The organism is Butyricicoccus intestinisimiae, assembly GCF_018918345.1.
GTDB lineage: Bacteria > Bacillota > Clostridia > Oscillospirales > Butyricicoccaceae > Butyricicoccus_A > Butyricicoccus_A intestinisimiae.
On record NZ_JAHLQI010000002.1, the window covers coordinates 594360 to 618886 of the forward strand.

General features: G+C 51.6%; 21 protein-coding genes and 1 pseudogene. 2 read left to right on the forward strand and 20 right to left on the reverse strand.

The features are described 5' to 3' along the window. Positions 1-4 precede the first annotated feature (4 nt). The 11 genes and pseudogenes from KQI75_RS06310 to KQI75_RS13700 form a co-directional block, all read right to left on the reverse strand. Entirely contained in the window at positions 5-1108 is a 1104-nt protein-coding gene (locus tag KQI75_RS06310) for an EpsG family protein (protein WP_216469872.1), read from the reverse strand. Between the two features lie 19 nt (positions 1109-1127). Then, on the reverse strand, positions 1128-2993 hold the full coding sequence (locus tag KQI75_RS06315) for a sugar transferase (RefSeq protein ID WP_246566420.1): 1866 nt from the start codon (positions 2991-2993) through the stop codon (positions 1128-1130). A gap of 8 nt (positions 2994-3001) precedes the next feature. After that, positions 3002-4510 (reverse strand): polysaccharide biosynthesis tyrosine autokinase, encoded by a 1509-nt coding sequence (locus KQI75_RS06320; protein WP_216469873.1) that lies wholly within the window; start codon positions 4508-4510, stop codon positions 3002-3004. Continuing rightward, positions 4491-5891 carry a polysaccharide biosynthesis tyrosine autokinase gene (locus tag KQI75_RS06325; protein ID WP_216469874.1) on the reverse strand — a complete coding sequence of 467 codons (1401 nt, stop codon included), beginning with the start codon at positions 5889-5891 and terminating at the stop codon, positions 4491-4493. Before KQI75_RS06325 ends, KQI75_RS06320 begins: the two co-directional genes overlap by 20 nt. A gap of 11 nt (positions 5892-5902) precedes the next feature. Next, a complete protein-coding gene (locus KQI75_RS06330; protein WP_216469875.1) occupies positions 5903-6796 on the reverse strand; it encodes an immunoglobulin-like domain-containing protein in 894 nt (297 codons plus the stop codon). A 33-nt stretch (positions 6797-6829) separates the two neighbouring features. After that, entirely contained in the window at positions 6830-8761 is a 1932-nt protein-coding gene (locus KQI75_RS06335) for a polysaccharide biosynthesis protein (protein WP_216469876.1), read from the reverse strand. A gap of 270 nt (positions 8762-9031) precedes the next feature. Further along, complete coding sequence (panD, locus tag KQI75_RS06340) at positions 9032-9430, reverse strand: aspartate 1-decarboxylase (RefSeq protein WP_216469877.1); 399 nt, start codon at positions 9428-9430, stop codon at positions 9032-9034. Between the two features lie 24 nt (positions 9431-9454). After that, on the reverse strand, positions 9455-10300 hold the full coding sequence (panC, locus tag KQI75_RS06345) for a pantoate--beta-alanine ligase (protein ID WP_216469935.1): 846 nt from the start codon (positions 10298-10300) through the stop codon (positions 9455-9457). A gap of 32 nt (positions 10301-10332) precedes the next feature. Then, positions 10333-11160, reverse strand: a complete 828-nt coding sequence (panB, locus tag KQI75_RS06350; RefSeq protein WP_216469878.1) for a 3-methyl-2-oxobutanoate hydroxymethyltransferase — start codon at positions 11158-11160, stop codon at positions 10333-10335. Continuing rightward, positions 11157-11654: a DUF2520 domain-containing protein gene (locus tag KQI75_RS13695; RefSeq protein ID WP_330655518.1), complete on the reverse strand. Its 498-nt coding sequence runs from the start codon at positions 11652-11654 to the stop codon at positions 11157-11159. The genes panB and KQI75_RS13695 overlap by 4 nt, the downstream gene beginning before the upstream one ends. A 12-nt stretch (positions 11655-11666) precedes the next feature. Continuing rightward, positions 11667-12014, reverse strand: a pseudogene (locus tag KQI75_RS13700) (NAD(P)-binding domain-containing protein); the annotation flags it as partial. 601 nt (positions 12015-12615) lie between these two features. Here KQI75_RS13700 and KQI75_RS06360 point away from each other — a divergent pair. Beyond that, positions 12616-13455: an AraC family transcriptional regulator gene (locus tag KQI75_RS06360; RefSeq protein ID WP_216469880.1), complete on the forward strand. Its 840-nt coding sequence runs from the start codon at positions 12616-12618 to the stop codon at positions 13453-13455. A 121-nt stretch (positions 13456-13576) separates the two neighbouring features. Continuing rightward, the gene (locus KQI75_RS06365) at positions 13577-14395 is read left to right on the forward strand and encodes a hypothetical protein (RefSeq protein ID WP_216469881.1); all 819 of its coding nucleotides are present in this window, start codon (positions 13577-13579) and stop codon (positions 14393-14395) included. Positions 14396-14463: 68 nt separating this feature from the next. On the opposite strand, the gene KQI75_RS06370 is transcribed toward KQI75_RS06365, so the two are convergent. The 9 genes from KQI75_RS06370 to KQI75_RS06410 form a co-directional block, all read right to left on the reverse strand. After that, positions 14464-15264 carry a Cof-type HAD-IIB family hydrolase gene (locus KQI75_RS06370; protein ID WP_216469882.1) on the reverse strand — a complete coding sequence of 267 codons (801 nt, stop codon included), beginning with the start codon at positions 15262-15264 and terminating at the stop codon, positions 14464-14466. Positions 15265-15313: 49 nt separating this feature from the next. Continuing rightward, positions 15314-16117 (reverse strand): energy-coupling factor transporter transmembrane component T family protein, encoded by an 804-nt coding sequence (locus KQI75_RS06375; protein WP_216469883.1) that lies wholly within the window; start codon positions 16115-16117, stop codon positions 15314-15316. Continuing rightward, positions 16111-16995 (reverse strand): energy-coupling factor transporter ATPase, encoded by an 885-nt coding sequence (locus KQI75_RS06380; protein WP_246566423.1) that lies wholly within the window; start codon positions 16993-16995, stop codon positions 16111-16113. Before KQI75_RS06380 ends, KQI75_RS06375 begins: the two co-directional genes overlap by 7 nt. Then, on the reverse strand, positions 16992-17852 hold the full coding sequence (locus KQI75_RS06385; RefSeq protein WP_216469884.1) for an energy-coupling factor transporter ATPase: 861 nt from the start codon (positions 17850-17852) through the stop codon (positions 16992-16994). The genes KQI75_RS06380 and KQI75_RS06385 overlap by 4 nt, the downstream gene beginning before the upstream one ends. An 18-nt stretch (positions 17853-17870) precedes the next feature. After that, a complete protein-coding gene (locus KQI75_RS06390) occupies positions 17871-18740 on the reverse strand; it encodes a class I SAM-dependent methyltransferase (RefSeq protein WP_216469885.1) in 870 nt (289 codons plus the stop codon). 12 nt (positions 18741-18752) lie between these two features. Beyond that, positions 18753-20750, reverse strand: a complete 1998-nt coding sequence (locus tag KQI75_RS06395) for a YgiQ family radical SAM protein (RefSeq protein ID WP_216469886.1) — start codon at positions 20748-20750, stop codon at positions 18753-18755. Between the two features lie 183 nt (positions 20751-20933). Further along, positions 20934-21440 (reverse strand): flavin reductase family protein, encoded by a 507-nt coding sequence (locus KQI75_RS06400; RefSeq protein ID WP_216469887.1) that lies wholly within the window; start codon positions 21438-21440, stop codon positions 20934-20936. A 107-nt stretch (positions 21441-21547) separates the two neighbouring features. Beyond that, positions 21548-24289, reverse strand: coding sequence for a DNA translocase FtsK (locus KQI75_RS06405; protein WP_246566426.1), 2742 nt, complete (start codon positions 24287-24289; stop codon positions 21548-21550). 22 nt (positions 24290-24311) lie between these two features. Further along, the gene (locus KQI75_RS06410) at positions 24312-24518 is read right to left on the reverse strand and encodes a hypothetical protein (RefSeq protein ID WP_216469888.1); all 207 of its coding nucleotides are present in this window, start codon (positions 24516-24518) and stop codon (positions 24312-24314) included. Positions 24519-24527: the final 9 nt, after the last annotated feature.

Below are 24527 nucleotides of genomic sequence, written 5' to 3' on the forward strand. Positions count from 1 at the left end.
CCCCTTACAATATCCCCCACGTCGCATGCATCTGATAATAAAAGAACACCAAATAGCATCCGCACGTCAGCGCGTACATCAATTTTTTGGATCGTTCATTGAATGCATGCTCAAAAATCCACGGCAGAAGAATATAAGAATACAATGACGTGTAAATCGGCATGCGTCCGATATAAATACCGCTGGTAAACATCGAAACAACGTACAGGCCTGCGGTTACAATCGACATATTTGCCGCCAAATTTACCACAGGGTCTCCGGATTCCTCTATATACTTAATTCCCAAGAAGGCAAAGACTGCCGGCACGGAGTATACCAGAACACGGATAAAGCTCGTGCCATCATCCGTTGTCCATATTTCATTTGTCGTCATATCGCTGTACTGTGTGTCTGTCAGCACATTTTGCAAAAGCTGCGTAAACTGATCGACACCTGTAATGATTAAGAGAATACCTGCGATAAACAGCAAGGTTTTCTTGTTCCACGCCTTGCCTTGTGCAAGAAAGATGATGAGCAGCATAAACAGCGCAGAGCCATGTATCGTTGCAGCCAGCAAAATGACAAGGATAACCGGAAGATATTTTTTTTTGAGCAGCAGCCCTGTGCAGGCAAAAATAATCGTTACCGCAAGAAATTGACGCATGCCGTTATGCATCCACGACAGATAATCGGTCGATGCAACAAACAAAAACATACTGAGCCAAAAGTTCGTAGAATACTTTCGGAATACGATGACAATACAAAGCATCTGTACAATCGCAATCAGCATGAAGAAAATTATATCGGAATTGCCAATGATGCTCTTAATCAATACAGTCAAAAAAGTGAAGCCCTTGTCTTTGGCCGTATCTGATACAGCCTGAGAAATTTGCGATAACGAGGATGCGGATTCTCGAAATGTTTTCCGATAGGTCTCTGTATCGCCGATATTTTTTCGATAACCAGCCCAAATAATATATGGCAGTACAAAAATGACAGCGGATGACATGGTCCAGCGATATTCTCGTTTTCCCATCACCATAACCGGCTGTTTTGGCAGAGCCCACGCTATGATTCCGCCAGCTGCAAACATCCAGATCAGCAGCCACCAGTAATTTGTCAGTGTCATCTTTCTTTCTCCCCAAATCTTACATCAGTGCGTTCTTTGTCTCCCGCACAACCTGTTCTTTTCCAAATTGCTGTTCTATCCATTTGCGTCCGGCAAGTCCCATTTGTTCTCTCTGTGCTCTGTCGATGGACAGCATGTGTTTCATCGCCCGATACAGCGCCTGCGCATCACCCTTCGGCACCAAAAAACCGCTTTTTTGATCGACGACCGCTTCCCTGCATCCGGGAATATCCGATGTGATCACCGGGCGTCCTGTCGCGGCTGCTTCCAAAAGGACATTGCTCATGCCCTCATGATAAGACGGCAGCACCACACAGTCGCACGCAGCATAGAACGGGCGCGGTTCTTGCTGAAATCCATGAAATACAACGATGCCTTGCGCAGACAGTTGATTGATTCGCTGTTTATATGCATCTTCAAAGAATCCAACAAGGTCTAATACAAAGGAATAGCCTTCCTCATGCAGCTGCTCGCAGGCATCCAGCAATTCATCCATTCCTTTTTCCTTCATAATGCGCCCCAGATATAAAAAATGAACGCATGCATTTTCCGGATATGCTTGATAGAAATACGCCTGTACGTCAACGCCTGCGCCGTGCAGCACGGTTATTTTCTCTTGTGAGACAATCTTTCGATTGATAAATTCCTGCGCATTGGCTGTATTTTCAAAAAATACGGTTTTCACGCCGCGAAATGCTTCCCGATATAAAATCGTAACCGCTTTGGCCAATCTCGGCTTTTGAAACGCCGTTCCCAGCCCCTGTACATTGGCGCAAAACGGAATGTGCAGAGCACGGCAGCACAAGCCCGCGTAAATATTGGGCTTGATGGAGTATGTAATGACCAGATTCGGTTTTTCCTGTTTGAGCAGCTGATAATATGTATGAATCAATTTGGCATCTGTGGCGGGATTGATTCCGCGGCGGTCAACGTCTATATTGACGCACCGCATTCCCAATGCCATAAAATCTTGTTCATGACCGACAAACGGCATTCCCAAAACCACTTCGTGTTCTTTCGCCAAATCTTCTATCAATTCTCGGCGAAACCTCCACAGCATATAGGAATGATTGGTCAAGATGACAATCTTTTTTCTTTGCTGACCGTTTCCCGTTCCGCCTTCCACAACGCCCTCATGTTTGAGAACAGAAGCGATGGTTCCAAAAAAGCATTTTACATCAAAGGAAAAGCTCTCTTTTTGCACATATTCCCCGTCATAGCGCGCCTTTTCTGCGATTTCCAGCTCATCTCTGCCGTTAATTTGCGCCCAGCCGGTGAGTCCCGGCCGAATATCATTGGCGCCGCATGCATCGCGCGCAGCGATCAAATCTTCCTGATTCCACAGCGCGGGCCGCGGGCCGATGATGCTCATATTTCCCACAAAGATATCCCAAATCTGCGGCAATTCATCCAGGCTGTATTTTCGCAAAAATCGCCCGACACGGGTGAGATATTGCTCCGGATCCTGCAGCAAATGCGTCGGCATATCATGCGGCGTATCCATTTTCATGCTGCGAAATTTATGCAGCGGAAAATATGCTTTATTTTTTCCCACGCGCTTTTGTGTGAACAAAACAGGTCCCGGATCATCCAGATATACGGCAGCGGAAATCACAGCATAAACCGGCGCCAATGCAATCAGCCCGCCAAAAGACAAGGTTTTGTCTGCAATGCGTTTCCATGTTGCATCATATGCAGATACATGCTTTGGAGTGGCGCATTTTTCCTGCTGCTCTTGCGCAGACCCATATTCCTGTTCCTGCTGTTTGCGCTGCGCTTTCGCGGCAGCAGACAGTCCAAGATATGCCATTCCCAGCGCAGCAGCGGCAACGCCCGCCGCAAGCCATCGTTTTTTCCGTTTACTCTGCATATCTTTACGCGCCATGTCCTTCCTTATCCATTCTTTGAAGAATGTTTCTCCTGTTTTTCGCCATAGCCATAGCCGTAGCCATACCCATAACCATAACCATACTTTCTGCCATATCCATACCGGCCATAATATCCGTAGCCATAGCCGTAGCCATAGCCTGTGATACCGGCTTCGATTCCGTTGATGGTATAGCCAATCAGTGTTGTTCCCGTTTCTGCCAGCAGTTCCGCCGCTGACAAAATCTGATCCACGCGAGTCTTATCGTGTCGTGCGACCAATACCGCATTGTGCACGCAGCGGGCGAACAGCAGGGCATCCGCCAATTCGCCGCACGGCGGTGTATCAATGATGATGTAGTCGAACAGGGGCTGCAGCTTGTCCAGCATCAATTCAATATTTTTCTGCTGAAATGCATCCCATTCTTCCGCTTCCAGCGGTCTGCCCGTCAACACGCGCAGACCGTCAGAGCCATATGTCTGAAAGCTGTCCGCAGCCAGCGGCGCACCTTCCAGTGCATCAATCGTACCATATGCGCCCGGTTCCAGCCCCATCGCTCCTGCCACTGCCGGCTTTCGCAGGTTGCCGTCCACCAGCACGACACGCTTGCCCTTTTGCGCCAAAGAAATTGCCAAATTGACTGCGACAGTTGTTTTGCCTTCGCCTTCTGCGGCACTGGTCACAAATACGGTGCCGCTTCTCTGTTCCTCCGCCGCTTTCATAACACGATTGCGCACCACGCGAATGCGTTCGCCCAGCATTCCAGCTTGGTTTTGTTTGTCTACCAAAATCTGTTCCTTGCTCTTATCGCTGCGCTTTTTCACCTTGATAAACGGAATACCGCCCAGATACGGCACACTGAGTACAGATTTCAAATCTTCTTCTCGGCGAACCGTCTTTCTGGTGCGCGCGTCAAACAGCAGGAACAGCAGACACAGAATCATGCCGCCACACGCGCCCTTGACCGCAGACCGCTTAAAGCTGAGCTGATTTACCGGCTGCTCCGGCACACCGCTTTCATCCATCTGCTTCAGCTCGGTGTCACCGATGATATACTCTGCAACGGACGGATAGTTCTGAATGACAGCCTGCAGCACATCATATGCTGTCTGCGCGTCTTTCGCACGAACACGAATGGTAAACAGTGCCGTGCCCTCCATCGAATCCGCTGTGATGGTTGCCGGAACCGAATCCATATCCAAGCTCTTTGCAACGACGTCGCTCAGCGCGCCGCTCGTCAAGATATACGGAAAGGTTTGGCTCAGCTGGCTGGCACTGGTCTCATTATAATAATTGGTGTATGCGGCGTTGTCGCTGTATGCCGTCTTGCTGTTGACGACGAAGGTAGAATACGCTTCATACGTCGGTGTGAATGCAATAATGACGGCAAACGCCGACACAATCGCGCAGGTTGCAACGACAACAATGCACAACAGCCAAAATCGTTTGAGACCGCGCCAAATGTCATCGACAATGGCGAGCAGGTCCATTTTTTCCAGTTCTTCTTCTCGGAGATTATTTTGCTGTTTTTCCATAATGACCTCCATATGATACATGTGCATGCTCGCTTGTCTTTGATGCACTGCTGCGCACCTTGCCGCTCATGCTGTTGTTCAGCACACAGCCGAGCACCGGTGCATCCGTCTGATTGAGAATATCAATGCAGTCATTGATTTTGCTTGCCAGCACGGCATCTTCCCGCACGACCAGAATGGTTGTATCCGCCAGTCGTGCCATTTCCTCCGTATCAGATACCAGTGCAAGCGGCGCCGTATCCAAAATAATATAATCCATCTGGGCGCGATATCTGTGAATCATCTGGCGCAGTTCGCCGGATTCCATGACCAGCTCCGCAGAATCATTCGCTTTGCTGTTAAACAGCACATACATAGCTGTTGTTTTATACGGCATGGCAACCCGTTCCGCTGTACCGCGGCGCAGTTCCTGAAGCAAATCAATGCTTTCATGCTCCGGACGCTGGAAAATTTTATACTGCGATGGTTTGCGAAAATCACAGTCAATCAGCAAAACATGCTTGCCTTCTTTTGCCAGTGCCATGGCAAGATTGGCTGCCACCGTCGATTTGCCTTCGTTTTCCGCCACACTGGTAATCAGTGCGACTTTTGCCTGCTTGCGGTCCATTCGGCTGCGCACGCGCGATGCCATCATCCGGTTGGACTCCACAAACGCAAAGCTGCGCAGCGGATTGTCCATCAGCATAGACGGATGCTCTTTGTTTTTCTGCCTGCGCACGCGCTCATGGGAAATGCTGCCGAGCAGCTTTGCATCCACCTTTTCGCGCACCTGATGCGCATTTTTGACGGTATCTCTCCGATATGACAGCACGGCGATATAGAAAATACCCAGCGCCAGCGCAAGGAAAAACGCATATGCCATCGGTTTGATCGGGCTTCGCGAATTGATCGGTGCGAGCGGGATGCTCGGCTGCTGAATCACATACATGATGACATTGCCGAGAACATAATCCGAAACCGTATTATAATTACTCATAATGGAACGAATGGTTCGATATGCATCCATCGCGGAATTTGCCGAAACATTGAGCTCCACCATGTTTGTCTTTTCAATTTGCTTTACAGAGGTCTCCGCGGTGAAGGTATCCTGTCCCAAATCCTTTGCCACGGTCTTTTTGAGCACTGTGCTGTCAAGCAGCTGTGTAAAGCGTTTTGCCAAATCCTCCGCCGAGGAAAGATCCTGATAAATCGTGTTATTGGTGCTCTTTGCCGAGACGGTAAAAATTGCTTTTGCCGTGTACTCCGGCTGATACGTCTGCACAACAGCCACGTTGGTCAGCAGGCTCACAGAGACGGCAAACAGCAGGATGGTCGCCCATTCGTGCAACACATCTCTCAGGATACTAAAAATGTCAATCTGTTTTGTCAGATTCTGTTCCATGCCCATCCCCCTTATTCTGTCACGACAACAATCAGCCGCGTCGAACCGGTTCGGCCGTTTTTGTCCTGCATGGTGTAGGTCAGCTCATAGGTTCCCGGCTTTTTTCTGTTTACGCTGCCGGAAACCGAGATGCTGCTTGCGGGCAAAGCCGTTGCCGTCTGCCCGACGGCTGCCGCCGTGCTGGGCGCCGTAAAGCTGCCGTTCTCTTGCTTGGTGTATGTGGTATCTCCAATTTCAATGTCCTTGACATAGCTCATGGGATCTATTTTCTTTCCCTTGTCAATGTATATCAGATAGTTGCTCAGACCAATCTTTGCGCTGGAATTGTAATCCGACTGCGACAGCATGGTGACGGTCGCTGTCAGGCGCGATACATCGCCGGCGCTGTTCGTCACGGTAAACTCCAGCGGATACTCGCCCTCGGTATCGTTCGGAATGCGGTACTTATCTGTGATTTTGACACTGGCAGACAAATTGCCGTCCAGCTGATCGGTCGCGCCGATGTTGTCCAAAACATCATCCGCACCGAGCGCATACTGCAGCGGGCCGTCCAGCGTAAACTGCGGCGCATGATAATCGTTGTATGTCACGCTGCGCTGCGCCTTGCTCACATTGCCGTCCGAGTCAAAGGCAACGATGGTCATGGTACGGGTATCTCCCTCCATCAGATTGCTCATATTCTCAATCATCAGGTTTTGGGAAACATCTCCATCCGTATTGTCTTGCGCCGTCACCCCTTGCAGCAGGTCTTTTTCCGAGGCCTCCGCAGACACCGTGATGCTGTCCGTATCCATAGAAATGGCCGGCCCGCTTTTGTCCGTCATCATCTGCATCACTTGTGACACGGCAAACGCCGCGGCTGCAATGACAAACAGTACAATGGTAAAAATTCGTGTTCGTCTCATTGTTTTCTCCTGCTTTCCAAGCGAACGATGCGTTTACTGCGCCGCATATACATTCGCCTTATCTTTTCGAATTGAAACTGGCTGCTGCGCCGATTGTGTTTCTGTTCTCTCCGGCGTATATTCCGGCACAAGCCGCTGTACTTCTTCCCGAATATGTTCCGATTCAGCAAATGCGTCCTGCACCAATTTGCGCACAAACCGCTGTGTGCGTTCCGCATCCACGGGAGCTGGCTGCGCCACAAAAATTTGTTTATTTTCCGTTGTTTTCAAATTGTCCAGACTAATCAGCAGTTCTTCGTACAGCTTTTCTCCCGGCCGCAGACCGGTAAACGTAATGGGAATGTCTTTTCCCGGCTCCAATCCGGAAAGCCGGATCATATTTTCCGCCAAATCCAAGATTTTGACCGGTTCGCCCATATCCAAAATGAAAATCTCGCCGCCTTCAGCCAGTGCGCCGCACTGCAGAACCAAATGCACCGCTTCCGGAATGGTCATGAAATACCGAATAATGTCCGGATGTGTGACGGTAACCGGTCCGCCGTGTGCAATCTGTTTTTGAAACAGCGGAACCACACTGCCGTTGCTGCCCAGCACATTGCCGAACCGAACCGCGGCATATTCCGTCTTGGATGTCTGCGCAAAGCTTTGCACAATTAACTCGCAGATACGTTTCGACGCTCCCATGATGTTGGTCGGACGGACTGCCTTATCCGTTGAAATCAGCACCATTTTTTTCGCATGATAGGCATCTGCGGCTTTGGCGACGTTCCATGTGCCGAGCACATTGTTTTTAATCGCTTCGTTCGGGCTGTCCTCCATCAGCGGCACATGCTTATGTGCTGCCGCATGGAACACCAATTCCGGACGATATGTAGAAAAAATTGTATTCACACGCTTTTCATTGCGAACAGAGCCTATGAGCACCTGTAAATCCAAGTCCGGATATTGGTACAATAGTTCTCCGCGAACATCATACGCGCTGTTTTCATAAATATCAAAAAGAATGAGCGTGCGCGGCGCATATCCCGCAATTTGTCGGCAAATCTCACTGCCGATGGAACCGCCGCCTCCTGTGACGAGGACGGTCTTTCCCTTGACATAGCGCATAATGGTTTCCATGCGCAAATCAACCGGCTCTCGCCCGAGCAAATCGTTGATTTCAATTTTCCGCAGCATGGAAACATGGACATCGCCGTTGATAATCTGATAAATGCCCGGCAGCGTCAGCACATTGCAGCCAACCGCGCGGCTGCAGCTTTCTAAAATTTTCTTTTTCTCTGAGCTGGACGCGGACGGAATCGCAACGATAATCTCGTTCACGCCGTATCGTTCCGCGAGCGGCGGAATTTGTTTCACGGTTCCCGCCACAGGCACGCCATGCAGATATGTCCCTATCTTTGTCCTGTCATCATCAATGATGCAGACAATTTTCCGATTGAGATGACTGCTGCCCACCAATTCTTTGAGCAGCATATTGCCGGCTTCTCCGGCGCCGACAATCATTGTGCGTATTGTATCCGGTTTTTGCTCGGTTTCCTGTGTCCGCTCCGGTAATATGCGCCAGATAAACCGGCTAAATCCCGTCAGGAAAAATAACAGCAGCAGATACAAAACCGGATAGCTGCGCGGCATAGATACATGCAGCACATGCATGCCGACCACCTGCAGGACAGCCGAACCGGTCACCGCGTACACAATATTTTTCAGTTCTATCATACCTGCGTACCGCCACAGGCTGTTGTACAGCCGAAATCCGCGGAACACCAGCAGCGTACAAACAATATTGATGCCTGCATATTTCTCCAAGGACTGCAAAAATACCGTATCAATCCCGCCAAACTGGAAATCCATGCGCACCCAAAGGGCGCCGCCCATGCTGCTCAGGATGATGCATACATCCAAGAACAATTGTACGATGGTCTGCGCCTGTATGCTGTTCTCTTTTTTTTCAATATCACAGCGCATGCTTGCCTGTTCCCCCTCTAGCTCAAACACATTGCTTATCAATATCATACCATGTTCTTTTCAAAACTGCAATCACCTTTTCTATATATTTTCTTTGCGTTTTTGCGTTTTTTCGTCTTTTTTTGCAAAATTGTATAAATTTTCCTTCAAGATTGCAATTGCTAAAAAATTGTCTGAATCTATATTCATTTTTATCCACCCACGAAAAAACAGACACAACGCAGTTGTTGTGTCTGTTTCATTACAGGTATTTTTTATTTTCTGCTTGTCTTACAGTCGCTCGTCGTCGTACAGTGCGCCCGCCTTCTCATAGTGCGTGACACGCGCAATGTGGTTGTCGTCGTCAACAAAAACAACCTTCGGCTTATGGGTCTGCGCCTCCTCCGGCGTCACATCCGCATAGGCCATAATAATCACATGGTCGCCCTCAGATGCGCAGCGTGCTGCCGCGCCGTTCAGACAGATCACGCCGCTGCCCGGCTCACCTGCGATGGTGTAAGTCTCAAAGCGATTGCCATTGTTTACGTCTACAATCTGTACTTTTTCATACTCATAAATACCAGCTGTATTCAAAAGCTCGCTGTCAACCGTGATGGAACCAACATAGTTCAGTTCTGCCTGTGTAACAACGGCGCGGTGAATTTTGCCTTTCAGCATCTGGATTGTCATGTAAATTTCGTCCTCCGTTTATATTTAGCGTTCGATGATAAAGTTATCAATCAGGCGGGTCTTGCCGATATATACGGCAACAGCAGCGAGAATCGAGCCCTCGGTGCTGCTGACCGGCTCCAGATTGTTCCAATCTACAATTTCTACGTAGTCAATGCGGCTGAGCGGCTCTGCCTCAATCTCAGCGGTGATGATTGCCTTGACCTTCTCTGCATCGGTCTCGCCAGCCTCTACGGCAGCCTTACCCTTGTTCAGACCGCGCGACAGGCACAGTGCTGCCTTGCGCTCCTCTGCGCTCAGGTAGGTGTTGCGGGAGGACTTTGCCAAACCGTCCTCTTCGCGGATAATCGGGCAGCCGACGATGGTCAGCGGCATGTTCAGGTCACGCACCATGCGGCGGATGACTGCCAGCTGCTGTGCGTCCTTCTGACCGAAGTATGCGCGATCCGGCTGTACAATGTGGAACAGCTTGCTGACAACCGTGCAGACGCCGCGGAAATGAATCGGGCGGGTTTTGCCGCACAGTCCCTTGGTCAGATGATCCATATCAACATAGGTGCAGAAATCCGGTGCGTACATTTCGTCTGCTTCCGGATGGAAGATCAGATTTGCGCCGGTGGACTCGCACAGCGCTGCATCACGCTCGATGTCGCGCGGATAGGTTGCCAGATCTTCAGTCGGTCCGAACTGAATCGGATTGACAAAGTCGGAGACAACCGTGCGGTCGTTCTCTGCAACCGAGCGGGCAATCAGGCTCTGATGGCCTTCATGCAGGTATCCCATGGTCGGAACCAGACCGACGGTCAGTCCCTCTGCGCGCCATGCCTTGACCTGTGCGCGAACTTCTTCTATTGTCTTAACGATGGTAATCATGTGAAACTCCTTTATCCGATGCCTATCTCTTAGTACAATCTGCCGATGATGTCTTCATCAATCTTATAGGTGTGCTCCTGTGCCGGGAACACGCCCTCCTTGACTTCCTGATCGAAGGTCTTGAACGCTTCGGTCATAATCTCACCGACGTTGGCAAAGTGCTTGACGAACTTCGGCTTAAAATCGGTAAACATACCGAGCATATCCTGATAAACCAGAACCTGACCGTCGCAGCCGGCGCCTGCGCCGATGCCAATGGTCGGAATGTCCAGTGTGTCGGTAATCTTCTGTGCCAGCAGTGCCGGAATGCCTTCCAAGACAACAGCAAAGGCACCTGCCTCCTGTACGCGGCGGGCGTCGTCCAACAGCTGCTGTGCCTGCTTTTCGCCCTTGCCCTGTACCTTGAAGCCGCCAAACGCATTGATAGACTGCGGAGTCAGACCAATATGTGCACAAACCGGAATGGATGCGCCGACAATCGCCTTAATCTGCTCGCATACAGAAGCGCCGCCCTCCAGCTTTACTGCGTTGGCGCGGCCTTCCTTCATCAGTCTGCCTGCATTGACAACTGCGTCATAAACAGATGCCTGATAAGACATAAACGGCATATCGCCGATGACCAGTGCATTTTTCGCACCGCGTGCAACAGCTGCCGTATGGTGAATCATATCTTCCATTGTAACGGACAGTGTGTCCTCATAGCCGAGAATGGTATTTCCCAGCGAATCTCCTACCAGAATCGAGTTGATACCTGCCGCATCGACGAGCTTCGCTGTCGAATAGTCATACGCCGTGAGCATCGAAAGACGCGTGCCTTCTTTTTTTGCCTGCTGGAATGTTAATACAGTGTTCTTCATGACAATCCCTCCAAGTACTTGGTAAGGGCGGTATCGTCTCTGTCTGGATGTTTTTTGTGCGCAATGTCACACAATCTGCGCGTCAAACGGGCGTATAGCGCCTGTTCTTCCCGCGTCAAACATGCCATGTGCGACTGAATCGTTCCCATGTCTCCGCGCTCTGCCGGACCTGTCAGAGCATTCTGCGCACCTTTGTCACAGATTGCCTGCATGTTTCCGCGCATGAGCGGAGTCAAAGCGGTCAGTGCCTGTTCCTGCGTAAAGCCGCACTGCTCCAAGAGCTGTGTGCCCCAATCCGCCAGTCCAACAACCAAATTGCTCACAACGCATGACGCCAAATGATAGCGCGCCTTGTCTGCCGCCTGAATCGTCGCATGCTGCACGCCGCAGGTGTCCAAGACCTCCTGCATACGCGGAGCGCCGTCGCCTTCCAACGTAAAAAATGCGCCGTTCAGCTTCTCCCACACGGAGAATCGGTCACTGACTGCCATCATCGGATGCACAGAACAAGTCTGTGCGCCGCACTGTGCTGCGCCCTCAAAAACCGAGCTGGGCAGTGCGCCGCTGCAATGGCATATACATTTACTTTTGATCGGCAGTGTTTTCATGTCGTTCCACATGCGTGCAACCACACCGTCCGATGTGGTCACGAACAGGGTATCGCTCGCTTGTACAATTTCTTCCAATGTATCAAAGCAATGCGTCCTTGTAAACTCTGCTGCCTCCTCGGCGTGTCTGCGGGTTCTGCTGAAGTATCCCGTGACCGAAACACCGCGCTGGGCAAATAGCTTTCCGAGCGATGTCCCGACGTTTCCCGCGCCGATAAAACCAATTTTCATACGAACCACCTCCGCGTAATGCCGGCGGCGATTCCCTGCGCATCAGTCCCACTTGCTCCTTCACAATATAGGCTGTGCCGAAAAAAAGAAAAAACATCCGGTGCAGTTTGCGGCGTGCCGCAATACCACCCATCCTGTTTAGAATAGCACAATGGTTTGGCTGAGACAAGGGATTCCCAGCAAAATATAAATTTTTCTCCGTACAGCCCAATGTTTTTACAAAACACTAGGCTGATTTTATCGGTTCTTACTGGTAATTCCGTGATATTTCATTTTTGCATTTGTTACTTTTCGTCATTCAAATGCATTCTCTCTCCCGTTTTTTGTGTACTATTCTCATTTTCCCAAACTTTTGTCCACGTGCACGCAGCACGCATATCCGATAAAATCCGCCGCCCATTTGCGGCGTCTAATCTCGCATTTAATCGTTTTTCCCGAATTTTTTATTTCTTTATGCCAATTTAAGTTTTCTTTAAAATTTTCGAAAGCCCTCTTGCAATATGTGGTTCTTTTCCGTATAATGATATTATATTGAGAGATTTGAGAAGGAATATTTGCATAAACCCGTATATTTTCCCCTTATTTACGGATATGCACAGGCAAGGAGAGATTTATTATGGTCGAATTTACAACTCAATTCTGTGACTCTGCCAGCTTCTCCCAGACTGCCCTGCGGCAGTATGGTCGGTATGAGAAGGACGCCGATTTTACGCAGCTGCCGATTTTGAACGAGCACACTGTTATCACATATATAACAGAGGGTTCCGGCAGCTTGAAGCTCGGCTCCTCAATGCATACCATCGAACCTGGCTCCATCCTCGTGATGTTTCCGGATGTCTGCGTCAATGCTTCCGCTCTGCACGGTCCGATTCAGCTCATGTGGGCAGAGATGTCCGGCGATGCGCTGCCGAAGATTCTGGCACGCGCCGGTCTGACGCCGCAAAAGCCGATTTTGTCTTTGGCGGATCTGGGCGACAACTGCAAGACAAAAAGCACGCTGGCTCAGCTGACCGCTCCGGACACCGAACTGGGCGCACTGGCAGCGTATGGTCTGGCGATGGAAATGCTGGATTATCTGGTACAGGAAAGCCCGCGCCCCTGTCAGCCGAAGGTATCCAACCTGCAGCAGTACTATGTGGAAAAGTCGATTCGTTATATTAAGACCAAATACCCGCAGGATATTTCCGTGGAGGATGTTGCGCAATACTGCGGCCTGAACAGAAGCTATCTCGGCAAGCTGTTCCGCGATGCGACCGGCATGACCACGCAGGAATATCTGATTCGTCAGCGCATGAGCGTTGCTTGTCACTATCTGGAAATCGGTGCCGCACCGATTGCAACCATTGCCCGTTCTGTCGGCTATCCGAACCAGCTGCACTTCTCCCGTGCCTTCCACAAGGTATTCGGCATCCCGCCGCGTGAGTGGCAGAAGCGCAACCGCAAAAATGCCAAGTAATAGGTAACTCTAAGGATATCGCGCCGGTTCCGAATGTTTTCGGAACCGGCGTTTTTTTGCCTTCGTCGTTGTGTTTTGCTAACTTTTATGGTATGCTATACTAGACAAAGGAGGACGACCCATGAAACACACACATTCTGCCCTGTTTTTGGTCTGTCTGGCGGCTTTTTTGCTGACAGGCTGCGGTTCCGGCAAAGCAGGCTCATCCGAAAATCCCTATGTATGTACCAAGCAGACCGCCAACACAGGCAATTATGTTACCTATGACTATGACGCAAACGGGAACTGCACCAAAGAATCCCGTTATTCTGCATCCGGAAATCTTACCGGCTGGACAGAAACAACATACAGCGAGGACAATCAGCCGACGGAAATCCTCACATACAATGAATCCGGCGATGTTCAAACTCGTGTGCAAAATAAATACAAAAACGGCAATTTAGCTGTTACCGTCAATCTGGACGGCAGCAACGGCAAAGACTACGAAGAAGCCTTCTCCTACGACAAAAACGGTCATCTCACCAAACGGGTGCACACGGAAAATCACGGCAGTGCCAGCAACAACTATTGGTGTGAAATCACGACGGATGACCAAGGCAGACAGACCAAATCCGTTCAGCACAGCGGGACGGAAGATCATCCGGCTGCGGATACCATCACCATCGAATCTCTGTACAATGAAGCGGGGCATCTCGTCAAATCCAGCACCTATACCAACGACGTGCTGGACAGCTGGGACGAAATGGACTACGATGCAGACGGTCGGCTGGTCAATACCAGCACGTATGACGCACAGGGAAATTTACAGGTCAAGTACACCAATACCTACGACAAGCACGGCAATCTGACACAGACCGACATACTCACCGCGGACAAGAATGAACCGCTCGTGACATATGACTATCTGACGCTCAAGCAGTATCTCAAAAACGCCGCATAACAGCACAAAAGACCCGCCTCCGGCAGGTCTTTTTCTTTTCCCTATTCTATATCTACCATCTATTTCCCTTAGATGAATTTATAAATCGCCTTTGCCACACCGTCATTATCATTGGTGTCTGTGACATATTTCGCCAGCTTCTTTACGGCCTCGTCACCATTTCCCATCACGACCGGCATGCCTGCGATGCGCAGCATATCCGAATCGTTGTCACTGTCGCCGATTGCCATGACTTCATCCATTGTGATGCCCATGACCTGTGTCAGCTCCTGCAAGGCAAGACCCTTATTGACGCCCTCCGGCATAATCTCAAAGTTATTTTCCGCCGAACGCGTGATATGAATGCCCGGCAGCTGGTTAATCTCCGCCAGCGCTTCCGCAAGTACCTGCACATCGCCGCGGGCGAACACCTTCGATACCGGAAATTTGTGTTCCCGAATCGTCGCTGCAACATCCGGCAGCACCACTTTGCTCGCCCAGAATCCCTCTGTGCGCTTGGTATTACATAAAATTTCGTCCGAATACGGGTTCAAATACAGTCTGTCACCTACATAAATCATAACGGTGACCGGGCGATTCTGCACGGCTTCCACGACCTTTGCGCCAATGTCCCACGGCATCGCCCATTCCTTGACGTTGCGCGCATTGCGCACATCGGAAATCGCCGCGCCGCCCGCCGAAATCAGCAGAGAAGATGCGCCGATTTCCTTCGAGAAAACAGCAGCTTCTCCTACAATTCGACCGGTACAGACGATGACCTTGACGCCCTTGCTGCGGGCATAGGCTACCGCCTCCACCGTCGATGGAAGTATATCAATACTGCTGGTCAGCACCGTTCCGTCCAGATCCAGTGCAATCAAACGATACATTTTGAATAGCTCCCCTTCCGTTTGCGAAAATCCTGTTTTATGATACTTGTTATGCAATGATTTGCGCTGCAATCGCGCCGCCGATGACGACGACCGCGGCAATGGCGCAAATAGCATCTGCTTTTCCAAATTTCAGCTGACGCATCCGCGTGCGGCCAATATCTCCGCGGTACAAGCGGCACTCCATCGCAGTTGCCAGCTCATCTGCCCGCCGGAATGCCGACACAAACAGCGGCACCAGAATCGGCACGAGCGCTTTGACGCGGTGCATCAATCCACCGGAGTCAAAATCCGCGCCGCGGGCGCGCTGTGCGCTCATAATTTTGTCGGTCTCCTCCACCAGCGTCGGAATGAACCGCAGTGCCAGCGACATCATCATCGCCAGCTCATGAATGGGCGCATGCACCTTTTTGAGCGGAGACAGCAGCTTTTCCAATCCGTCTGTGAGCTGAATCGGAGAAGTCGTATACGTCAGCAGCGACGCGCCGACAATCAGTAAAATCAGCCGCACAACAATAAGCACCGCACGGCTCACACCGCTCGATGTAATTGTCAGCATGGCGAACTTCCACAGCGTTTTTCCGCCCGGCGTCATAAACAAATTGAGCACGGCAGTAAATATGATAATAAACAGCAGCGGCTTAAGGCCGCGCAGCACCATGCGCAGGCTCAGGCGCGCCAGATAGACCATGCCGAAAATAAACAGCGCGAGCAGCAGCAGAGATGCCGGATTGCTGCACACAAATATGGCAATGATCAGCACAAAGACCAGCAAAATCTTGGTGCGCGGGTCGGCGCGGTGCAGAATGGACCGCCCCGGAAAATATTGTCCCAGTGTGATGTCCTTCAGCATCCGTTCTTCCCTCCTGCCTGTTTATATGCAAGCAGCTGTGCAACTGCCTGCTCTATGGTATAACAGCCGGTATCGACTGGAATGCCGCGTTTTTTTAATTCCAGCAAAATCTTTGTAACCTGCGGCACGGTAAGTCCCGCCTGTTCCAATTCATCTGCCCGCGCAAACACTTCCTCCGGTTTTCCGGTCAGGAAAACCCGTCCGTTTTGCATGACCACCAAGCGATCCGCCATGCGCGCCGCATCCTCCATCGAATGGGTAACGAGCACAATGGTTGTGCCGTGCAAATCGTGCAGGCGGCGAATGAGTTCGAACATTTCCCGGCGTCCTGCCGGATCCAGTCCCGCCGTCGGCTCATCGAGCACCAAAATCTCCGGCTGCATCGCCACAACGCCCGCCAGCGCGACGCGGCGTTTTTGTCCGCCGGACAGCTCAAACGGCGACTTGTCGCGCAGACTGACATCCAATCCGACATCTTCCATCGCCTGCGCAACACGCCGCTCAATCTCTGCGGCATCCAGTCCCATATTGGTTGGACCATAGGCGATATCCTTGCCAACTGTTTCTTCAAACAGCTGATATTCCGGATACTGGAACACCAGTCCGATGCGAAAGCGCACACGGCGAATATCGCAGTCTGAGGCAAAAATATTTTTTCCGTGCAAAAGCACTTGCCCGTCTGTCGGACGGAGCAGCCCGTTGAGATGCTGAATCAGGGTGGATTTTCCCGAACCGGTATGACCGATAATTGCCAAAAATTCGCCGCGCTCCACGTTTAGATTGACATGGTCGAGCGCCTTTTGCTCAAACGGTGTGCCCTTGCTGTATACATGGCTCAGGTCATGCACTTCCAAAATGGGAATATCTCGTTCGCTCATTTTTGTGCGCCCCCTTTCAGCCATGCTTCCAGCCGGTCGGCGCATTCCGTGACGGTCAATGCATCCATCGGAATCTGCTCTCCAGCGGTCTGGTTGATGCGCTCCAGCAGTTCAATGCTCTGCGGCGCTTCCAGTCCCAACGCGCGCAGCCGTTTGGTCTGTGTGAAAATCTCGCGCGGTGTGCCGTCCATGACGAGATGCCCGCCGTCTAATACTGCGACACGCTGCGCCTGCACCGCTTCATCCATGTGATGTGTAATCAAAATAATGGTAATGTGCTGCTTTTCGTGCAGTTCATGCAAAATACGCATAATGTCCGCACGTCCCTGCGGATCCAGCATAGCAGTCGGCTCATCAAGCACGATGCATTTCGGCTTCATGGCCAGCACGCCGGCAATGGCAACGCGCTGTTTTTGTCCGCCGGACAGCAAATGCGGCGCGTGCAGGTGATAGTCATACATCCCAACCATTTTGAGCGCCTGATAGACGCGGCTGCGGATTTCTTTGGGCTCTACACCCATATTTTCCGGACCAAACGCCGCATCTTCCTCTACGACGGTTGCGACAATCTGATTATCCGGATTCTGAAACACCATACTGCAGGCACGGCGAATGTCCCACAGTTGTTCTTCATCCATGGTATCCATTCCATCCACCCAGATTCTGCCGCCGGACGGCAGATTGATGGCGTTGCACATGCGGGCAAACGTGGATTTTCCCGAGCCGTTTCTACCCAAAATCGCGGTGAACTGTCCATATGGAATTGTAAGATTCACACCGTCCAGCGCCAAATGCGTTGCACGGGAAAAATCTGTATAGCGGAAAGTTAAATTTTCCGCATGAATCATGTCTGACATGGTGTACTTCCTTTATTTTTACCGGTTGGTATTCACCCAGCGTGCCGTATTGCCGCACGGCAGGGCATAGCCCGTCGATTTCACCGGCAGACCCAGCTCCTGACAATCAATATGACCGCCAAAGCGAGAGGCAATCGTTGTGCCGAGAATATATCCCATGACAGCCGGTGCGAGACCTGTCGAATAGCTGTTGACAAGCAGAAACAGCGGATCATCCGACAGCAGCTGAGAGGTCAGCTGAATAAAATCAGCAATGTCATTTTCAATCTTCCAAACCTGTCCCGTCGGTCCTCTGCCGTAGCTCGGCGGATCCATAATGATGCCGTCATACTTATGTCCGCGGCGAATTTCACGCTCGACAAACTTCTTGCAGTCATCGACAATCCAGCGAATCGGACGATCTGCCAGACCCGAAGCCGCCGCATTTTCCTTTGCCCACTGGGTCATGCCCTTGGAGGCATCGACATGGCAGACGCTGGCGCCTGCAGCAGCTGCCGCCAGTGTTGCACCGCCGGTGTACGCAAACAAATTGAGGACTCGCACCGGCTTATCCGACTTGCGAATCAGTCCGTCTACATAATCCCAGTTTGCCGCCTGCTCCGGAAACAAACCGGTATGCTTAAAGTTCATCGGCTTGATGTGAAACGTGAGTTCGCGATAATGAATGTCCCACTGAGACGGCAGCTTTTTGATGTTCCACTTGCCGCCGCCGGAAGACGAGCGATGATAAGACGCATCTGCGGTTCTCCAAGCAGAAACGTTTTTCTGCTTCGGCCAGATTGCCTGCGGGTCCGGACGAACCAGCACCTGCTTGCCCCAGCGCTCTACTTTTTCGCCATTGCCGCAGTCGAGCACTTCAAAATCTTTCCATTTATCTGCAATCCACATATGATTCTCCTGTTATCTATGTTTGGTATATTTCTTCTTTTGGTTGGATTTCTGATCTCTGCGTCCGCCGCCGGAACGATTGCTTGTGCGCGCTGCACGCCGATCTGTCGTTCTGTCCGTTCTGCGCGATGGCTGCGTATTGCGTCCGCGACCGTGCCGTTTGGACGGCTTTTCCGTGTGTAAATGTGCAAAATGTTCATTGGGACGCGGACGAATCAGGCACTCTTTGCCATAGCCGATGAGATCTTCTCGTCCCGCCTGCAGCAGCGCTTTGATGACGATTGCGCGCTTATCCGGTCTGCGCCACTGCAGCAGTGCGCGCTGCATTTCCTTTTCCTCCGGTGTCTTGGCAACATACACCGGCTTCATCGTGCGCGGATCGACGCCGGAATAGTACATCGCTGTGGACAGCGTGCCCGGTGTCGGATAAAAATCCTGCACCTGCTGCGGCATATAGCCAATCGAGTGCAGATATTCTGCCAGATGCACGGCATCGCTCAGCTCTGCGCCCGGATGCGAGGACATCAGATACGGTACCAAGTACTGTTTTTTGCCCAATTTTGCATTGATGCGCTCATACCGCTCCTTGAACCGGCGGTATACGTCAAATGACGGTTTGCCCATATAATACAGCGCATGATCGCTCATGTGCTCCGGTGCGACTTTGAGCTGACCGCTGATATGATACTTGACCAGCTCCAGGAAAAATTCATCGTTGTCATCCGCCATCATGTAATCATAGCGCAGACCCGAACGCACAAATACCTTCTTGACGCCGGGAATTTCCCGCAGCTGACGCAGCAGCTTGAGATAGTCCGAATGATCTGCGCGCAAATTGCCGCAGGCCTTCGGGAACAGACAGCGCTTATTCTGACATAAGCCCTGTGTCTCTTGCTTCTTACAAGCCGGAAAGCGGAAATTTGCCGTCGGGCCGCCGACATCATGAATATATCCCTTAAAATCCGGATGCTGAGCGATGCGCTTACCCTCTGCCACAACCGATTCATGGGAGCGCGAGGAAATATATCTGCCCTGATGGAACGCCAGCGAGCAGAAATTACAGCCGCCGAAACAGCCGCGGTTGTGAATAATCGAAAACTGCACTTCTGCAATCGCCGGAACACCGCCGACAGCCTCATAACTCGGATGATAGGTTCTCTCATACGGCAAACCGTATACCCAGTCCATTTCCTCTGTCGTTAGCGGAATGGACGGCGGATTCTGCACCAGCAGGCGATGGCCATGCTTTTGTACAATTGCTTTTCCCGTAATATGGTCTTGCTGTGCGTACTGTATCTTTACCGATTCTGCGTATTTGATTTTGTCCTCTACTGTTTCTTCCATAGACGGACACCACACAGCGGGGAACGAAATATCTTGTGCATTCTTGGTAAAATATGCCGTGCCGCGAACCTGTTTGCACACGTCCGGTCCGCGCTTTCCCGCCTTCAGATTCGCGGCGATTTCCAGCACGGATTTCTCGCCCATACCGAACATCAGACCGTCTGCTCCCGCATCCTGCAGGATGGACGGCATAATATGATCCGCCCAATAATCATAGTGCGCAAAGCGGCGCAGACTCGCTTCGAGTCCGCCGAGATAAATCGGCGTATTCGGAAACGCACGGCGCGCGAGCTTCGCATATACCGTTACCGCACGATCCGGACGCTTGCCGCCCACACCGCCGGGAGAATACGAATCGTCATGTCTCCGCTTTTTGGATGCCGTATAATGCGCCACCATGGAGTCAATATTGCCGCTGTTAATCAGCACCGCATAGCGCGGCTGTCCCATCGCCGCAAAATCCGCCTCCGAGCGAAAATCCGGCTGGGACAGAATTGCCACGCGATAGCCCGCATCCTCCAGCACACGCGAGATAACCGCCGTGCCAAACGACGGATGATCCACATACGCATCACCGGTTACCAACAGAAAATCACAGTAATACCACCCGCGCGACACCATATCTTCTTTTGAAATCGGCAAAAAGCCGCCTGTTTTCTTTGCCATATCGTCCTCTTTTGACTGATTTTAGAAATTCCTAGTTTTTCTCAGCTTTTATCATACCACAGCAGAGCGGAAGAAGAAACGGAATATTTTACGAATTTCCTGTTTTTTTACTTTTACTTTCCGACACACGCAAAAACGCCCATCCCGCCAGCGGGATGGGCGTCCAACACCCTATTCTATCAATTAGTCGTTGACGTAAGCGGCAACGATCTGACCGATATACATCTTGTGGTAGTCCGGTGCATCGTATGCGTGCTCAAAAATCGGCATATCGGTGCAGTTCTCCGGCGGCAGCTCCTGTGCGTACATCTTCTTGCACACGAGGGTGTATGCAGCTTCCTCAAAGGTCGGCACGCCGTCAATCATGGTCTTGGTCAGACCGGATTCCTTGAGCTTGTCGATGTCGCGGCCGGACTTGGAGCCAGCCAGCTTGAGTGCATCCTCATGTCCCGGCTTCAGGCAGGTCACGGTGAACACATCGTTGTTCTCCATATAGCCAAAGGTGTGACGGGAATGACGCACATAAACGGTCATTGCCGGCTTAAACCACAGTTCGCCCAGCATGCCCCAGTTGATGGTCATGAAATTGAAATCATCCTCTGTACCGGCAGCCAGCAGCATCCACTTGTTGCAGATTTCGTCAATGGCGTTGCCCGGCAGCTCAGTCGGATCAATTTTACGGAAAGACATAGTAAAAACCTCCTTGCGTATCTCTTGTTGTGTATACTGTTATCTTACTATACTCCCGCCGCAATATGCAAGCGGTTTGTGTATTTTCATGTGCTTAGAATTTTGTATCACGGCAGATCTCTTGCGCGCAGCTGCATCTGCATCCAATCATCACGCGTGATGAGCACGCGGCGCGGCTTGGAGCCTTCAAACGGGCCGACAATGCCGCGCTGCTCCATCTGATCGACCAGACGCGCGGCGCGCGCATAGCCCAATTTCAAGCGGCGCTGCAGCATGGATACCGATGCCTGTCCCGACTCGACAACAATGGTAATGGCCTGCGGCAGCAGCTCATCTTCGTCCTCGGAGGCGTCATAGCCGCCGGACGATTCGCTCTCCGCCTGCTTCTCGATGTGATCCATTACCTCCTGCGAATATTCCGCCTCGGCATTTTTCTTCACGTACTGAATGACATGCTCGATTTCTTCGGTGCTGACAAAACAGCCCTGAATGCGCAGCGGTTTATTGAGATTGATAGGAGAGTACAGCATGTCGCCCTTGCCAATCAGCTTATCCGCGCCGACAGTGTCCAAAATAATGCGTGACTCAACCTGCGATGCAACAGCAAACGCGATGCGTGACGGAATGTTCGACTTCATCAGACCGGTGATGACATCGGTGGACGGCCGCTGTGTTGCAACAACCAGATGCATACCGGCGGCACGCGCCTTCTGCGCGATGCGGCAGATAGATGTCTCAACTTCCTTTGCCGCAACCATCATCAAATCCGCCAGCTCATCAATGACAATGACGATTTGCGGCAGATGCTCCATGCGCGGATGCACCATCTGCTGTCCGTCCGCGTCCTCGGTCTGCTGCTCTTGTTCCTGCTGCTGGCGCACCAGTTCATTGTAATCGCTCAGACCGCGCACACCGGATGCAGCAAACAGCGCATAGCGCCGTTCCATCTCGCTAACCGCCCAGCTCAAAGCACCGGATGCCTTTTTCGGGTCTGTGACAACCGGAATCAGCAGGTGCGGAATGCCGTTGTAATTGCCCAGCTCGACCATTTTCGGGTCTACCATGATGAGCCGCACATCCGCCGGTGAAGATTTATACAGCAGTGAAATCAAAATCGAGTTGATGCACACGGATTTACCGGAGCCTGTTGTGCCGGCAATGAGCAAGTGCGGCATCTTTGCCAAATCAATGACCTGTGCCGTGCCAGTGATGTCCTTGCCCAGCGCAACCGACAAGCTCGCACGGGAGTTTTCAAAGTTTTTCGAGCCGATGACATCGCGCAGCGATACCATTTGTACCGTGCGGTTCGGCACCTCAATGCCAACCGCCAGTTTGTCCGGAATTGGCGCAATGCGGACGGTATCTGCGCCCAATGACAGGGCGATATCATCCGACAGCGAGGTGATGCGCGAGAATTTGACACCGCGCTCCATCTGAATTTCAAAGCGTGTGACGGACGGGCCGCGCACAATATTGATAATCTGCACATCAATGCCGAACGAGGACAGCGTATCGACCAGCCGCGCGGCGCTGTCGCGCAGCTCGGCGCGCACATCAGTATTGGAGGATTTCGGCGAACGGTTTAACAGACTGAGCGGCGGATATTGATATTCTGCCGCCGGTACGTCCAGCGCACGGGAAATTTCCTGATGCACTTGCTGCCGTTCCTCTTTGGACGAGCTTTTTTCTTCCTGCGGGACAGCGGCTTGCTGCTCTGCCGCCGCGGCGGCCTCCTCCCAAGGCGGCACATCCGGTTCGGATTTCTGGGTGTTCGCTGTCGGTGTGTGCAGCGCCTCCGTGAGATCCGGCATCACATCCGCCAACCTGCGCCGATTGTCCATTTTCTTCTCATATCGCGCCCGCGAGGCGGCTGCTGCCTCCTCGCGCGCCTGATCAAATGCTTCGTTCTCAATCATGCCGCCGGACAAATCATCGGTCTTTTGCTGTTCAGCGTCACGCTGTGCCTGTTCCTGCTGCTTCATCAGCCGAGCCTTTCGGTGATTGCCGCGCTGATTGCGCAGTCTGCCGATAAGACTGGTCTGTCCGAGTATCTGTGTGCCGTCGTCTTCGTCATCCAGCGGCTGCGTGCGCGTCTTTGCCGGCGTCACGGTCATATCGTGCTCGCGCAGCTGTTCGACGTCCTCATACAGCACGCCGCGCAGACGCATCCAGATGCGCGCCGGTGTGGTGTTGAAGATAATGAGCAGCAAAATCATCATGAGCATGACGAGCAAAATTTTTGCGCCCATGCCGGACAGCAGGAGCGCAAGCACACTTGCCAGCATACCGCCGATGACACCGCCCATATGCAGATTTTGTCCGTTGTGCCACAGCTCAATGATGGATGTGAACGATATCGTCATGCGCGGATGAATGAGGATGCTCTGTGCCAGCGCACTCCACAGCACCGGAAACAGCAAAATACTTGTCACGCGCAGGCGCACCGGCTGCAAATCGCACAGGGCGAACATGCCGCCCACGCACAAGGCAACCCAAAACATCTGCGTGCCCCAGCCAATCAGTCCGCCGACCAGATGCAGCACACCTGTGAGCAAAATACCGTCCATTTGACACAGCGCAAGCACCAGCACAACCGCCAGCATCAGAAGTCCGATGCCGACTGTGACGTTGTTCCAAACCTGATTGGTTTGCAGGATGTTCTGTGTCTGTCTTTTCGGCGCACTGCGGCGCGCGGAGCCGTTTTTTCCGGTTCCCGTGCGCTTGCGAGCCGCCGTATTGGTTGTTCTCGTGCCGCTGCTCCGAGAAGCTGTCCGCCGCGTTCCGGCGGACGTTTTTTTGTTTGACGCGGTCTTTTTTGTCCGCGTGCTTGTCTTTTTTGTATTTGCCAATGGAAAATACCACCTGTTCCTTCTATAGCGTATTGCTATCGTACCATAAAACCGGAAAAAATGCCACATTGACCGTTGCATTTTTCTTCTCAGGTCTGTATTCTATAATATAGACAGGAAGATATGCTGCCGTGCGCACGGCATGCCGGTTCGTTTGCAAACTTTTTTCTTTTCCGGCGCTGTTGTTCACACTTTTGTAATAGCCTCCTGTTATACTTTTATTCATCATAGAAAGGAA

What these genes read in the sequence shown, in the direction of transcription:
- KQI75_RS06310 (WP_216469872.1), bottom strand. Translation starts at nt 1,108, where the DNA reads ATGACACTGACAAATTACTGGTGGCTGCTGATCTGGATGTTTGCAGCT.
- KQI75_RS06315 (WP_246566420.1), bottom strand. Translation starts at nt 2,993, where the DNA reads ATGGCGCGTAAAGATATGCAGAGTAAACGGAAAAAACGATGGCTTGCG.
- KQI75_RS06320 (WP_216469873.1), bottom strand. Translation starts at nt 4,510, where the DNA reads ATGGAAAAACAGCAAAATAATCTCCGAGAAGAAGAACTGGAAAAAATG.
- KQI75_RS06325 (WP_216469874.1), bottom strand. Translation starts at nt 5,891, where the DNA reads ATGGAACAGAATCTGACAAAACAGATTGACATTTTTAGTATCCTGAGA.
- KQI75_RS06330 (WP_216469875.1), bottom strand. Translation starts at nt 6,796, where the DNA reads ATGAGACGAACACGAATTTTTACCATTGTACTGTTTGTCATTGCAGCC.
- KQI75_RS06335 (WP_216469876.1), bottom strand. Translation starts at nt 8,761, where the DNA reads ATGCGCTGTGATATTGAAAAAAAAGAGAACAGCATACAGGCGCAGACC.
- panD (WP_216469877.1), bottom strand. Translation starts at nt 9,430, where the DNA reads ATGACAATCCAGATGCTGAAAGGCAAAATTCACCGCGCCGTTGTTACA.
- panB (WP_216469878.1), bottom strand. Translation starts at nt 11,160, where the DNA reads ATGAAGAACACTGTATTAACATTCCAGCAGGCAAAAAAAGAAGGCACG.
- KQI75_RS13695 (WP_330655518.1), bottom strand. Translation starts at nt 11,654, where the DNA reads ATGATGGCAGTCAGTGACCGATTCTCCGTGTGGGAGAAGCTGAACGGC.
- KQI75_RS06360 (WP_216469880.1), top strand. Translation starts at nt 12,616, where the DNA reads ATGGTCGAATTTACAACTCAATTCTGTGACTCTGCCAGCTTCTCCCAG.
- KQI75_RS06365 (WP_216469881.1), top strand. Translation starts at nt 13,577, where the DNA reads ATGAAACACACACATTCTGCCCTGTTTTTGGTCTGTCTGGCGGCTTTT.
- KQI75_RS06370 (WP_216469882.1), bottom strand. Translation starts at nt 15,264, where the DNA reads ATGTATCGTTTGATTGCACTGGATCTGGACGGAACGGTGCTGACCAGC.
- KQI75_RS06375 (WP_216469883.1), bottom strand. Translation starts at nt 16,117, where the DNA reads ATGCTGAAGGACATCACACTGGGACAATATTTTCCGGGGCGGTCCATT.
- KQI75_RS06380 (WP_246566423.1), bottom strand. Translation starts at nt 16,995, where the DNA reads ATGAGCGAACGAGATATTCCCATTTTGGAAGTGCATGACCTGAGCCAT.
- KQI75_RS06385 (WP_216469884.1), bottom strand. Translation starts at nt 17,852, where the DNA reads ATGTCAGACATGATTCATGCGGAAAATTTAACTTTCCGCTATACAGAT.
- KQI75_RS06390 (WP_216469885.1), bottom strand. Translation starts at nt 18,740, where the DNA reads ATGTGGATTGCAGATAAATGGAAAGATTTTGAAGTGCTCGACTGCGGC.
- KQI75_RS06395 (WP_216469886.1), bottom strand. Translation starts at nt 20,750, where the DNA reads ATGGCAAAGAAAACAGGCGGCTTTTTGCCGATTTCAAAAGAAGATATG.
- KQI75_RS06400 (WP_216469887.1), bottom strand. Translation starts at nt 21,440, where the DNA reads ATGTCTTTCCGTAAAATTGATCCGACTGAGCTGCCGGGCAACGCCATT.
- KQI75_RS06410 (WP_216469888.1), bottom strand. Translation starts at nt 24,518, where the DNA reads ATGATGAATAAAAGTATAACAGGAGGCTATTACAAAAGTGTGAACAAC.